This is a genomic window from Pseudogulbenkiania sp. AW2-16 (assembly GCF_056824575.1).
Genome location: NZ_CP157668.1, coordinates 178,570 through 190,943, shown reverse-complemented (window position 1 = coordinate 190,943; position 12,374 = coordinate 178,570). Strand labels below are relative to the sequence as shown.

Annotated in this window: 11 protein-coding genes; 6 read left to right on the top strand and 5 right to left on the bottom strand. The window is 59.7% G+C overall.

Annotated features, from left to right (window positions below; all coding sequences use genetic code 11):
• Window positions 1-36 precede the first annotated feature (36 nt).
• On the top strand, window positions 37-2,868 hold the full coding sequence (locus tag ABKF58_RS00885; protein ID WP_482583061.1) for an EAL domain-containing protein: 2,832 nt from the start codon (window positions 37-39) through the stop codon (window positions 2,866-2,868).
• A gap of 210 nt (window positions 2,869-3,078) precedes the next feature.
• Here ABKF58_RS00885 and ABKF58_RS00880 read toward each other — a convergent pair whose 3' ends face one another.
• Window positions 3,079-3,651: a hypothetical protein gene (locus ABKF58_RS00880; protein WP_482583060.1), complete on the bottom strand. Its 573-nt coding sequence runs from the start codon at window positions 3,649-3,651 to the stop codon at window positions 3,079-3,081.
• 244 nt (window positions 3,652-3,895) lie between these two features.
• On the opposite strand from ABKF58_RS00880, the gene ABKF58_RS00875 reads away from it, so the two are divergent.
• Entirely contained in the window at window positions 3,896-4,684 is a 789-nt protein-coding gene (locus ABKF58_RS00875; protein ID WP_482583059.1) for a hypothetical protein, read from the top strand.
• Between the two features lie 214 nt (window positions 4,685-4,898).
• Here ABKF58_RS00875 and lysS read toward each other — a convergent pair whose 3' ends face one another.
• The 3 genes from lysS to ABKF58_RS00860 form a co-directional block, all read right to left on the bottom strand.
• The gene (gene lysS, locus ABKF58_RS00870) at window positions 4,899-6,401 is read right to left on the bottom strand and encodes a lysine--tRNA ligase (RefSeq protein ID WP_482583058.1); all 1,503 of its coding nucleotides are present in this window, start codon (window positions 6,399-6,401) and stop codon (window positions 4,899-4,901) included.
• Between the two features lie 67 nt (window positions 6,402-6,468).
• Window positions 6,469-7,573 (bottom strand): peptide chain release factor 2 gene (prfB, locus tag ABKF58_RS00865; protein WP_482584415.1). Its coding sequence is split into 2 segments (ribosomal slippage): window positions 6,469-7,491 and window positions 7,493-7,573, totalling 1,104 coding nucleotides; the frame shifts between segments, so codons are not numbered across the junction.
• 109 nt (window positions 7,574-7,682) lie between these two features.
• Window positions 7,683-8,660 carry a malate dehydrogenase gene (locus ABKF58_RS00860; protein ID WP_014086283.1) on the bottom strand — a complete coding sequence of 326 codons (978 nt, stop codon included), beginning with the start codon at window positions 8,658-8,660 and terminating at the stop codon, window positions 7,683-7,685.
• 203 nt (window positions 8,661-8,863) lie between these two features.
• Here ABKF58_RS00860 and ABKF58_RS00855 point away from each other — a divergent pair, with 203 nt between their 5' ends.
• Window positions 8,864-9,595 carry a GntR family transcriptional regulator gene (locus tag ABKF58_RS00855; protein WP_014086284.1) on the top strand — a complete coding sequence of 244 codons (732 nt, stop codon included), beginning with the start codon at window positions 8,864-8,866 and terminating at the stop codon, window positions 9,593-9,595.
• Here ABKF58_RS00855 and ABKF58_RS00850 read toward each other — a convergent pair.
• On the bottom strand, window positions 9,592-9,810 hold the full coding sequence (locus ABKF58_RS00850; protein ID WP_482583057.1) for a hypothetical protein: 219 nt from the start codon (window positions 9,808-9,810) through the stop codon (window positions 9,592-9,594). The two genes, ABKF58_RS00855 and ABKF58_RS00850, sit on opposite strands and share 4 nt — an antisense overlap.
• 66 nt (window positions 9,811-9,876) lie before the next feature.
• Here ABKF58_RS00850 and sdhC point away from each other — a divergent pair, with 66 nt between their 5' ends.
• From sdhC to sdhA, 3 genes are read left to right on the top strand one after another with little or no spacing between them, the layout of a single operon-like run.
• Window positions 9,877-10,251, top strand: coding sequence for a succinate dehydrogenase, cytochrome b556 subunit (sdhC, locus tag ABKF58_RS00845; RefSeq protein WP_008953142.1), 375 nt, complete (start codon window positions 9,877-9,879; stop codon window positions 10,249-10,251).
• Entirely contained in the window at window positions 10,245-10,589 is a 345-nt protein-coding gene (gene sdhD, locus ABKF58_RS00840; RefSeq protein ID WP_008953141.1) for a succinate dehydrogenase, hydrophobic membrane anchor protein, read from the top strand. Before sdhC ends, sdhD begins: the two co-directional genes overlap by 7 nt.
• Window positions 10,589-12,355 carry a succinate dehydrogenase flavoprotein subunit gene (gene sdhA, locus ABKF58_RS00835; RefSeq protein WP_482583056.1) on the top strand — a complete coding sequence of 589 codons (1,767 nt, stop codon included), beginning with the start codon at window positions 10,589-10,591 and terminating at the stop codon, window positions 12,353-12,355. The genes sdhD and sdhA overlap by 1 nt, the downstream gene beginning before the upstream one ends.
• Window positions 12,356-12,374 lie beyond the last annotated feature (19 nt).

Sequence of the window (12,374 nt, the reverse complement as noted above, 5' to 3'; positions counted from 1 at the left end):
ATCTGACCCCGCTTGAGCTTGATGGACCAGAAAAACATGACATCGTCGCGCCAGTCAGCCGTTAACCAGACCGTGGCTTCGCGCTTTTCGCTGCGGGTGGTGGTGCTTGTTGCCGTTATTCTTGGTCTGCTGATTCCTGCGTCCATCATCACCGTGCTGGGGTTCGGGCTGCAGCGCGACAACATGGTGGCGCAGCTGGAAACCGATCAGCGCCGTTTGCTCGACATCGTGGCGCTGGGCATGCAGGAGCCGCTGTGGAACCTCAGCCGGCAGGCCGGTAGTCCGCTGATCGCCTCGGTGATGGAGGACAGCCGCGTCATTTCGGTGCGGGTGACCGATACTCAGTCCAACACCGTTTTCCTCTACGCGCTGCGTAGCGAGCGCCGTATCGGCGGCGTCTCCTTCGTTCAGAAGCCGGTCATTTACCGTGGCGAGGAAATCGGCCAGGTCACCATCGAGTTCGATACCGAGCACCTGACCATCGCCCAGAGCAATCAGCTCAAGAACCTGCTGATGATCCTGTTCGCCCAGCTGGGGCTGTCCATTCTGCTGATTGTCGGCATTCTGCATTCCCGCTTCCTCAAGCCGATGCGCACCCTGACCGAGCAGGCGACGCATCTGGCCGAATTGCACCTCGACACCCCCTTTCTCTGGGAGCGCAAGGATGAGATCGGCCGGCTGGGGCGCCACCTCGAGTGGACGCGAGCCGAACTTAAGCGCCTGATCGACGAATTGCGCGCCAAGACCCTGGCGCTGGAGTCGGACATCGCCCGGCGGCGCGAGGTGGAGGATGCCTTGCGCCGTTCCGAGAACAAGTACCGCGAGCTGTTTTGGTCCAATCTAGACGGCATCGTGATCAGCTCGCTCGACGGCCAGGTGATCGATGCCAACCCGGCTTTCCTCAACCTGATGTGCTACAGCCTCGACCAACTCAAGTTGCAGAACTTCTGGTCGCTGATCGCGCCGGAGAGCGAGGGGATGGAGCGCTTCAACCTCGACAACAAGGTGCTGCGCTTCGGCTATTGCGATGAATTCGAGGCCAGCTACATCAACCGCTTCGGCAACGTGGTGCCGGTCAGCGTCAAGACCGTGGCGATGCGGGATTCCTTCGGTCGCATCAACGCGGTATGGCGCATGGTGCGCGACATCTCCGAAAAGCGCGTGGCTGAAGAGCGCATGCAGCTAGCGGCCAAGGTGTTCGAGAATACCGTCGAGGGCATCATGATCACCGACGCGGACAAGCGCATCCGCAGCGTCAACAGGGCGTTCAGCCAGATCACCGGCTTCGGCCAGCAGGAAGTGCTGGGGCAGAAGCCGGACATGCTGTCTTCCGGCCGTCACGACGAGACCTTCTACGAAGCGATGTGGAGTGCCATCAACGAGCATGGTTCCTGGCAGGGCGAGTTGTGGAATCGCCGCAAGAACGGTGAGGTCTACCCGGAGTGGCTGGCAATCAGCGCCGTGCGCAATGCGGTGGGCGAAATCACCCATTACGTGGCGATTTTCAGCGACCTGTCCGAACGCAAGGCCGCCGACGAGCGCATCCAGTTCCTGGCGCATTTCGACGTGCTGACCGGCTTGCCCAACCGCGCGCATATCCAGGATAGGGTCGAGCTGGCGATCCAGAACGCCACGCGCGACAACGAGCGGCTGGCCCTGCTGCTGCTCGACCTCGACCGTTTCAAGACCATCAACGAGTCGCTCGGCCATTCGGCGGGCGACGCCTTGCTGCAGGTGCTGGCAGAGCGTATCCGCTCGACCTTGCTGACGGGTGAAGTGGTGGCACGCCAAGGCGGCGACGAGTTCATCGTGCTGTTGCCGCTGATCGCCGATCCCGGCAGTGCGGCACTGGCCGCCGAGCGCATCCGCGAGGTGCTTGAGCCGCCGGTCGAACTGTTCAACCACTCGATCTCGATCACGCCGTCGATCGGCATCAGCGTGTTCCCGGACGATGGCCGTGACTTCGAGACCCTGGTGCGCAACGCCGATGCCGCGATGTACCACGCCAAATCGGCCGGCCGCAACAGCTACAAGTTCTACACGGCCGACCTCAATGCACGGGCTCGGGAAATCCTTGAGATCGAGAGCCAGCTGCGCTACGCGCTGGATCGAGACGAGTTCGTGCTGCACTACCAGCCGCAGGTCGACCTGAAGACCGGGGAAATCATCGGTGCCGAGGCGCTCATCCGCTGGCAGCATCCCGAGCTGGGCCTGCTGGGGCCGGTACGCTTCATCGAGGTCGCCGAGGAGCGGGGCTTCATCGTCCAGATCGGCAACTGGGTGATCCAGGAGGCCTGCCGCCAGCTGGCGCAGTGGCGCCGCCAGGGACTGCCGCGCATCTCGCTGGCGGTCAACCTGTCCACGCTGCAGTTCAGGCAGCAAGACCTGGCCGTACACCTGCAGCGGGCACTATCGGCGCACGGGCTGGTGGGCAGTGATCTGGACGTCGAGGTGACCGAGAGCGTGATCATGGACGATGTCGAAACCACCATCCATACCATCGACCGCATCAAGAGCATGGGGCTGCAGCTTTCCATCGACGACTTTGGTACAGGCTACTCCAGTCTGTCCTACCTTAAGCGTTTCAAGGCGGACAAGCTGAAGATCGACCGTTCCTTCGTGCGTGACATTCCGATGGATGCGGACGATTCGGCTATTGCCCGCGCCATCATCAACATGGCCAAGAACCTCAACATGACGGTGATTGCGGAAGGGGTGGAGACCATCGAGCAGTGGAAGTTCCTCGACCGCGAGGGCTGCCATGCCGCCCAGGGTTACCTGCTGGCGAAACCGGTCCCGGCCAAGGAGTTCGAGAAGCTGCTGGAGAAGGGCGTCCTGCTGCCGGAGCGACTCACCTCCAGCGCCTGATAGGGCAGCATCCTCCGCCTGTCGCCACGGTTGAAGCCGTGAGGGTGCCGGAAACTAGCTGTTCTTCGGGGTGAGTTGCTTGCATTGCCGAGAAGTCATTTGCTGCTCGCCCTGCGTATCTGGACTTTGCCGAGACGCTGGCTCCAACTCCTCCTGCTTGAGTCGCCTGGCTCCTGCGTCCAGGGGAACGATTGACAGGCCAGTGCTTTGTCAGCTCACCGGCAGAGCATAGACGCAGACCTTCCACCACTCACCGAAATGTTGAAGTTCCAGTTCCTGTTTGCATTCGGGATCATCGTTGAGAATGTGCTGGAAACGGTTATCTATCGCCTGTTCTGCTTCCCGTGAGAATGTCACAACCAAAACGCACGACCCATTCGAGGCGAATTCGGGCGACCTTTCATACTTCAGCTTGTCGACGTCAACCTGTACCTCGGCATATTGAGTGTGGTCCATCGTCGAGCGGCCTAGTTCGGCGGAATGGAATAACGATTCGCACTTCAGTTCCACTAGGTCACCAAACCACTGTCCCACGTCATTTTTACACTCAAGAGCAAAGTCGACCTTTTTGTTCGGATTTTGATATATGTGCTTCTCTCGGTGAACGTTGACGACGCCTGGGATCGATTCGAAAAAAATTGCCATCTCGACCTGAACCCAGCCTTCGGCCCCACCCTTCTGCAAAAGTGCCTGTAGATACTTGTTGTATGCCTGGCCTTGCTGAGTTTGCATATTCTGGTTCTTGATAAGGCCATACATCCAAGCACCGACCTGCTTTTCCATTCCCATGTGCTGGTTCTCCAGATGATGTGTGGACTACTTCACTAGAAATTCCGAGCCAAACGTGAGCAAAGATTTCGGGATCAGTGTTAAGCATTAGCATGCTAGGGCATTGATTGCTGCCAAAAATTTTGCTCATTCATACTAGTGCAATGGCAAAAAATATACTAATAACATATTTCTTGTGCGCTACTGGGCTACCTGCCTTAACAAGCAGGGAGCCTTAACCAAAGTTTTAGGAGGATTCATGGGTATCGTTCGTGACTTCGTAAACAGCCTCGACAACTCAAAAGAAATTGAGCAGGCCCTCTCTGAAACGCTGACTGTCCTTTCTCGACTTGCCGAAGCGCGTCTCGCCACATTCCGCGATGAAATGAACAAATCCTGGACCAATGGTGATGAGAACATGGCACCGGGTACATTGAAGGACTTTATCGACGAACAGACGCACGTCATCATCAGCGATGACACTGCGGGCTTGAGGAAAAGTGTCACCGACCTCGTCACCAAAGCTACAAAACTTGGTACCAAGGACGACGAACAAGGAGCCCGTATTGCCAACTTTATCGGCGATGTCATCTCCGACGGCCTAGACGTTATCCTGGGTAGCGGAACCGCCGGTGAAGATACCCTCAAACGGTATGTTATCTACCCAGATAACGGATTCCTCATGCGTATGGATGTGCGCTACTGGCGCTGGCACCTCTCGGCGAACAGCTTGAAGTCGCGCACGAGAAGTGTCGTGGCCTATCGGGTCCAGTACGGTGTACTCGACTATGCAAAGCTCGACTCTATCTTCATTGCGCACTGGTTCGGCAAGCTCCGTGGTGACAGTCAAGAAATCCTAAAGCTGCTTGAAGAAGCACAGAAGATTCTCGCCACCTATAAGGCCAATCAACCTCAGCCAAGAGTTGCTGGCTTGATGGCATCCAATCATGCCCCCTCAAGTCAACTCGAACCCCATGGCATGGGTGAGATTCTGGCCGCGCATCGCACCCTCTTGGCCGAGCGTGGAGTCACGCCGCCGTCGCAATAACGGCTAGGTCTACTCGCGTAAGAAAATGGTGCGCGAAATCAGCGTGCCATTGTTGCTCAATTTTCCCGCTTCATCCCCAATTCCAACACTGTACTGTATGTAAAAAAGCCCCGACTTAAAGTCGGGGCTTTTTCTGAGAAAGCACTCGATTGTTCACCTAAATGCAGTAATTTGCACGAACTCTGCAAACCTACAAAAGGTCGTATCGGCGTGCTTATTCCGCGCGCATCTGCGGGAACAGGATGACGTCGCGGATCGACGGGGCATCGGTCAGCAGCATCACCAGGCGGTCGATGCCGATGCCGCAGCCGCCGGTCGGCGGCAGGCCGAATTCCAGCGCGCGGATGTAGTCGGCGTCGTAGTGCATCGCCTCGTCGTCGCCGGCATCCTTCTGCTGCACCTGGGCCAGGAAGCGGGCAGCCTGGTCTTCCGGATCATTCAACTCCGAGTAGCCGTTGGCGAGCTCGCGGCCGACCACGAACAGCTCGAAGCGCTCGGTGATGCCGGGGTGCTTGTCCGAGCCGCGCGCCAGCGGCGACACTTCCACCGGGTAGTCGACGATGAAGGTCGGATTCCATAGCTGGCTCTCGGCGCATTCTTCGAACAGCGACAGCTGCAGGCCGCCGATGCCGTCGGTTAGTACCGGCTTGCCGCCGAGGCGGGCGATCTCTTCCTTCAGCCAGGCGCGGTCGTGGAGTTGCTCGTCGCTGTAGTGCGGGTTGTACTTCTTGATGGCGCCGACGATGGTCAGGCGTTCGAATTTCGACAGGTCGACCGTCTTGCCCTGGTACTGGATGTGCAGCGTGCCGAGAATGTCCTTCGCTAGCTTCTGGATCACGCCCTCGGTCATTTCCATCATGCGCTGGTAGTCCGAGTAGGCCTCGTAGAACTCCATCATGGTGAACTCGGGGTTGTGACGCGTGCTCATCCCCTCGTTGCGGAAGTTGCGGTTGATTTCGAACACGCGCTCCAGGCCGCCCACTACCAGGCGTTTCAGGTACAGCTCGGGGGCGATGCGTAGGTAGAGCGGCATGTCGAGCGCGTTGTGGTGCGTGACGAACGGCTTGGCCGTAGCACCGCCCGGAATCGGGTGCATCATCGGCGTTTCGACTTCCAGGTAGCCTTCGTCCACCATGTAGGAGCGGATGCCCTGGACGATCTGCGAGCGCTTGGTGAACACGTCACGCGATTGCTCGTTCATGATCAGGTCGAGGTAACGCTGGCGGTATTTCTGTTCCTGGTCGGTGAGACCGTGGAATTTCTCCGGCAGCGGGCGAATGTTTTTCGACAGCAGACGCACTTCACTTGCCTGGACAGTCAGCTCGCCGGTCTTGGTCTTGAACAGCGTGCCGCGGGCCGCCACGATGTCGCCCATGTCCCAGTGCTTGAACTGGTCATGCTGCTCGAGGCCGGTCTTGTCGTTCGATACGAAGATCTGGATGCGGCCGCTGCCGTCCTGCAGCGTGGCGAAGCTGGCCTTGCCCATGACGCGCTTGAGCATCATGCGGCCGACCACCGCCACCTCGATCTGTTCGCCTTCCAGCTGTTCGCGCTCCTTATCGTCGTGCGCATCGTGTAGTTGGCGCGCCATGTGGCTACGGCGGAAGTCGTTGGGGAAGGCGACGCCCTGTTCGCGGATGGCCTTCAGCTTCTGGCGGCGTTCCGCCATGATCTGGTTCTCATCGAGGGCGGGGGCAGTTTGTTCGTGTTCTGACATAGTGACTCCAATGGCAATCTTTTATCTGGGGCGGAGGGTGCGGTTCCGCCCCGTCAGCAAGGCGGGCTTAGACGCCCTGCTTGAGGCTTTCTTCGATGAAGCCGTCGAGGTCGCCGTCCATCACGGACTTGATATTGCCGACCTCGTAGCTGGTGCGCAGATCCTTGATGCGCGACTGGTCGAAGACGTAGGAGCGGATCTGGTGGCCCCAGCCCACGTCGGTCTTGGTGTCTTCCAGCGCCTGCTTGGCTTCGTTGCGTTTTTTCAGCTCCAGTTCGTAGAGCTTGGCGCGCAGCATCTGCATCGCTTCGTCGCGGTTGCGGTGTTGCGAGCGGTCGTTCTGACACTGCACCACGATGCCGGTCGGGTTGTGCGTGATGCGCACCGCCGAGTCGGTCTTGTTGATGTGCTGGCCGCCGGCGCCGGAGGCGCGGTAGGTGTCCACGCGCAGGTCGGCCGGGTTGATCTCGATCACGAACGAGTCGTCCACTTCCGGGTAGACGAATACCGAGGAGAACGAGGTATGGCGGCGGGCGTTGGAGTCGAACGGCGAGACGCGCACCAGGCGATGCACGCCGACTTCGGTGCGCAGCAGGCCGTAGGCGTATTCGCCACTGATCTTCAGCGTGGCGCTGGTGATGCCGGCCACTTCGCCCTCGGATTCTTCCAGGATTTCGACCTTGAAGCCCTTGCGCTCGGCGTAGCGGGTGTACATGCGCAGCAGCATGCCGGCCCAGTCTTGTGCCTCGGTGCCGCCGGCGCCGGCCTGGATGTCCAGGAAGCAGTTGTTCGGGTCCATCGGGTCGTGGAACATGCGGCGGAATTCGAGCTGGGCCAGCTTGGCCTCTGCCTCGGCCAGGTCGTCCTGCACCGCGAGAATGGTGTCGGCGTCGTTTTCTTCGCGCGCCATGTCGAACAGGTCGCGGCTGTCGTTGACGGTGCCGCTGATGTTGTTGATGACCAGCACCACGTCTTCCAGCTGCTTGCGTTCGCGGCCCAGGTCCTGGGCGCGCTTGGGGTCGTTCCAGACGTCGGGGTCTTCGGTCAGACGGACGACTTCTTCCAGACGGTCACATTTGCCGTCGTAGTCAAAGATACCCCCGAATGGCGGTGGCACGGCTCGCCAGATCTGCAATCTTGGCGTCGATCTGGTTCAGAACTTCGACTTCGATCATCTCAACAACTCCCAATTCGCTATACGTAAAAACAGAAAATGCCGGCCCGATCAAAGACAAAAAGCGCACCTCGCGGTGCGCTTTTGCATGAACCGGGCTAATGCTATCAGAGCAGATGGGCAACGCCCGCGCGCTCTTCTTCCAGTTCGGCCAGGGTCAGGTTCATGCGTTCGCGGCTGAACTCGTCGATCTCAAGGCCTTGAACAATCGTGTATTTGCCATTTTCGCACACAACCGGGAAGCCGTACATGACGCCTTCCGGAATGCCGTAGGAGCCGTCGGACGGGATGCCCATAGTCACCCACTTGCCGTTGGTGCCCAGCACCCAGTCATGGATGTGGTCGATGGCGGCGTTGGCTGCCGAGGCGGCCGACGACAGGCCGCGTGCTTCGATGATGGCGGCGCCGCGCTTGCCCACGGTCGGCAGGAACACGTCGCGGTTCCAGGCTTCGTCGTTGATCTTGGCCTTGAGCGATTCGCCGTTCACGGTGGCGAAGCGGTAGTCGGCGTACATGGTCGGGGAGTGGTTGCCCCAGACCAGCATGTGCTCGATGTCGGATACGGCGGTACCGGTCTTGGCCGCGAGCTGCGACAGGGCGCGGTTGTGGTCAAGGCGCAACATGGCGGTGAAGTTTTTCGGATCCAGATCCGGAGCGCTGTTCATGGCGATGTAGGCGTTGGTGTTGGCCGGGTTGCCGACGACCAGCACTTTCACGTTGCGGTCGGCGTGGTCGTTCAGCGCCTTGCCCTGAACGGTGAAGATGGCGCCGTTGGCTTCCAGCAGGTCCTTGCGTTCCATGCCTTTGCTGCGCGGACGGGCGCCGACCAGCAGGGCGACCTGAGCATCCTTGAAAGCCACGTTCGGGTCGTCGGTGGCGATCATGCCGGCCAGCAGCGGGAAGGCGCAGTCTTCCAGTTCCATCATCACGCCTTTGACGGCGGTCTGGGCCTGCGGCAGGTCCAGAAGTTGCAGGATGACGGGCTGGTCTTTACCGAGCATTTCACCGCTGGCAATGCGGAACAGCAGGCTATAACCAATCTGGCCGGCTGCACCGGTCACGGCAACGCGTACAGGGGCTTTCATCAGGAGGCACTCCTTTATTCGACGTGAGATGTGAGGGAATGTTGCTGCGCAATAAATGGCTGCGACCAAGAAGTCTACCACGAGGTCCGGCGCTTGTGGCCGTGGATTCCCCATCACTTTTTCTGATATCATCGATAATGACTTATGTCTTATATAAGACTTCTATTTACGCTTGATTTGTTTGGTGATAAAAAGTACACAACATGAATCGCAACCAGCTCCGCCGCCGGCCGTTGTATGAACAAATCAAGTCGCTCCTGCTGCTGCGAATCAATGACGGCGAGTGGCAGGTGGACGAGGCGCTGCCCAGCGAATGGGACTTGGCCGAAGAGCTGTCGGTTAGCCAGGGCACCATCCGTCGGGCCTTGACCGAACTGGTCCAGGATGAAGTTCTGTACCGCCAGCAAGGCAGGGGGACATTCGTCGCTGAGTCCGTCAGTGATTGGGGTGATGCCTTGCTCAGTGCTCCGGGCGCGATGGGGGCGGGCGGTGCCGCTCCGCTGGTCGAACTGCTGAGTTGCTCCCGTGCCAATGCTTCGGTGGAGATGGCCGAGGCCCTCGGGTTGCGTCGAAGCGAACCGCTATGGCGATTGAGGCAGTTGTGGCGCTATCAGGGGCAGCCGATCGCGCTCGACGATGCCTACCTGTCGTGCGAAAAGTTCGAAGGGCTCGACGCCCGATGGCTGCGGCAGTTCGGTGGCGGGGTGTACGCCACGCTGCAGCGTCGCTACGGGGTCAGGGTGATGGTGAAGTCGGTGCAGTTTCGGGCCGAGCTCCTGCCCCGGGAAGAGGCCTCGCTGCTGGGGCAGGTGACCAGCATCGAAGTGCCGGCCTTGTCGCTGCTGCGACTGTCGGTGTCGATGACCGGAGAGCCGGTCGAATGGCGCCAGCGTTACTGCCTGACGCAACAATTCGCCTATGTCGTCACGCCCTAGATCAACGGCAAAGCAGGGATTTCTTGCGGTGGGCCGCGGATCCCATAATTGGGTAAAAACGACAGGATTTTGTAAAAACCGGCCAAGCCGGTGAGGGTTTTTGATAAAATTCCGGGTTCATGTTGCACCTGCAGCAAGCGAGTCGACGCAGTGGGGTGCAGCGTGAGAGTCGAATCGACGGTCGTGCGCTTTACAAAACAAAATGCGATCGTCACTGGGCGGCTTCAGTCATGAAGCCACGGTATAACCACTTGGTTAAAAAAAGCATCCAAGGAAGCCATATGCAGAAGCAACGACCAAAGCACTTGGATCTGGCCAAGATCAGGCTACCCATCCCGGGTATCGTCTCGATCTTGCACCGGATCAGCGGTGTCGCGCTGTTCTTTTCTCTCCCTCTCTTGATTTACCTCCTCCACGGAACCCTCAGTTCGGCTGAAGCATTCGATGCCTACCGTGCCGTGGTCTCCCACCCCCTGATGAAGCTGGTTCTGATTGGTCTGCTGTGGGCCTTCATGCACCATTTCTGCGCTGGCATTCGCTTCCTGTTCCTGGATGTGCATAAAGGCCTCGAGCTGCAAACCGCTCGTGCTACCGCCAAGTCCGTGATCGTTATCAGTCTTGCCCTGACTGTCATTCTGGGGGTCGTTCTATGGTAAACCGCATCGTCGTCGGCGCTCATTACGGTCTGCGCGACTGGGTTCTGCAGCGCGTCACTGCCGTGATCATGGCGATCTACACCTTCGCGCTGGTGTTGTTCCTGTTGGCCATGCCGTCCAGCTATGAAGGCTGGAAAGCATTCTTCGGCCAGACCTGGGTGCAGGTGCTGACCCAGACCACCCTGCTGGCCGTGTTCATGCACGCCTGGGTTGGTATCCGTGACCTGTGGATGGACTACATCAAGCCGGTTGGCGTGCGTCTGACGCTGCACGTGCTCACGCTGGTATGGCTGGTGTCCTGTGTTATTTACTCGATTAAAGTGGTATGGGGGCTGTAATGGGCGTACCTGTTCGTCGGTTTGATGCTGTCATCGTTGGCGGCGGTGGCGCAGGTCTGCGTGCGGCCCTGCAATTGTCCGAGTCCGGCCTGAAAACGGCTGTGCTGTCCAAAGTATTCCCGACCCGTTCGCACACGGTTGCGGCGCAGGGTGGCATTTCCGCCTCGCTCGGCAACGTGCAGGAAGACCATTGGGAATGGCATATGTACGACACCGTGAAGGGGTCGGACTGGCTGGGTGACCAGGATGCCATCGAATTCATGTGCCGCAAGGCGCCCGAAGCCGTGATCGAGCTCGAGCACTTCGGCATGCCGTTCGACCGTCTGGAAAACGGCAAGATCTACCAGCGCCCGTTTGGCGGCCATACCCAAAACAATGGCCAGACCCCGGTGCAGCGCGCCTGTGCCGCGGCCGACCGTACCGGCCATGCCATGCTGCACACGCTGTATCAGCGTAACGTGCGCGCCAATACCCAGTTCTTCGTCGAATGGATGGCGTTGGACCTGATCCGCGACGCCGACGGCGATGTGGTCGGTGTGACCGCGCTGGAAATGGAAACCGGCGAAGTGTTCATCCTGCACGCCAAGGCGGTGCTGTTCGCCACCGGCGGTGCCGGCCGTATCTACGCCGCGTCGACCAATGCCTTCATCAATACCGGCGACGGCCTGGGTATGTGCGTGCGTGCCGGCATTCCGCTGGAAGACATGGAGTTCTGGCAGTTCCACCCGACTGGTGTGGCCGGCGCCGGTGTCCTGATCACCGAAGGTGTGCGCGGCGAAGGCGGTATCTTGCTGAACGCCAACGGCGAACGCTTCATGGAGCGCTACGCGCCGAACCTGAAAGACCCGGCTCCGCGTGACTTCGTTGCCCGCTCGATGGAGCAGGAAGTGCTGGAAGGCCGTGGCTGCGGTCCGAACAAGGACTACGTGCTGCTCAAGCTGGATCATCTCGGCCCGGACATCATCAAGCAACGTCTGCCGGGTATCCGCGAGATCGCCATCAAGTTCGCCGGCGTCGACCCGATCAAGGAGCCGATCCCGGTCATCCCGACCTGCCACTACATGATGGGCGGTATTCCGACCAACTACCGTGGCGAAGTGGTGATCCCGCAGGGCGACAACCCCGAATCCCGCGTCAACGGCTTCTTCGCTGCGGGCGAATGCGCCTGCGCCTCGGTGCACGGCGCCAACCGCCTTGGCACCAACTCGCTGCTCGATCTGGTGGTATTCGGCAAATCGGCTGGCGACAGCATGGTCGAGTACATCAAGAACGAGATGCCGACCTGGAAGGATCTGCCGGCCGACGCTGCCGATCGCTCGCTGGCTCGTATCGCCCGTCTCGACGGTCAGACCAACGGCGAAGAAGTGGCCGACGTGCGCACCGCGATGCAGCGCACCGTCCAGGCCCGTGCTGCCGTGTTCCGCAACGCGGACAACCTGTCCAAGGGCGTGACGGAAATCCAGCAGGTGGCCGAGCGCGTGAAGCGCACCCAGATCAAGGACAAGTCCAAGGTCTTCAACACCGCCCGCGTCGAAGCACTGGAACTGGAAAACCTGATCGAAGTCGCCGTGGCGACCCTGATTGCCGCCGACGCGCGCAAGGAGTCCCGTGGCGCCCACGCTCACGCCGACTTCCCGAACCGCGACGACGAGGTCTGGATGAAGCATTCCCTGTACTACGGTGACGAACGTCGCCTGAGCTACAAGCCGGTGCACACCAAGCCGTTGTCGGTGGACTACATCCCGCCGAAAGAGCGTACTTTCTAAGCGGCAAACGGAGATTCAA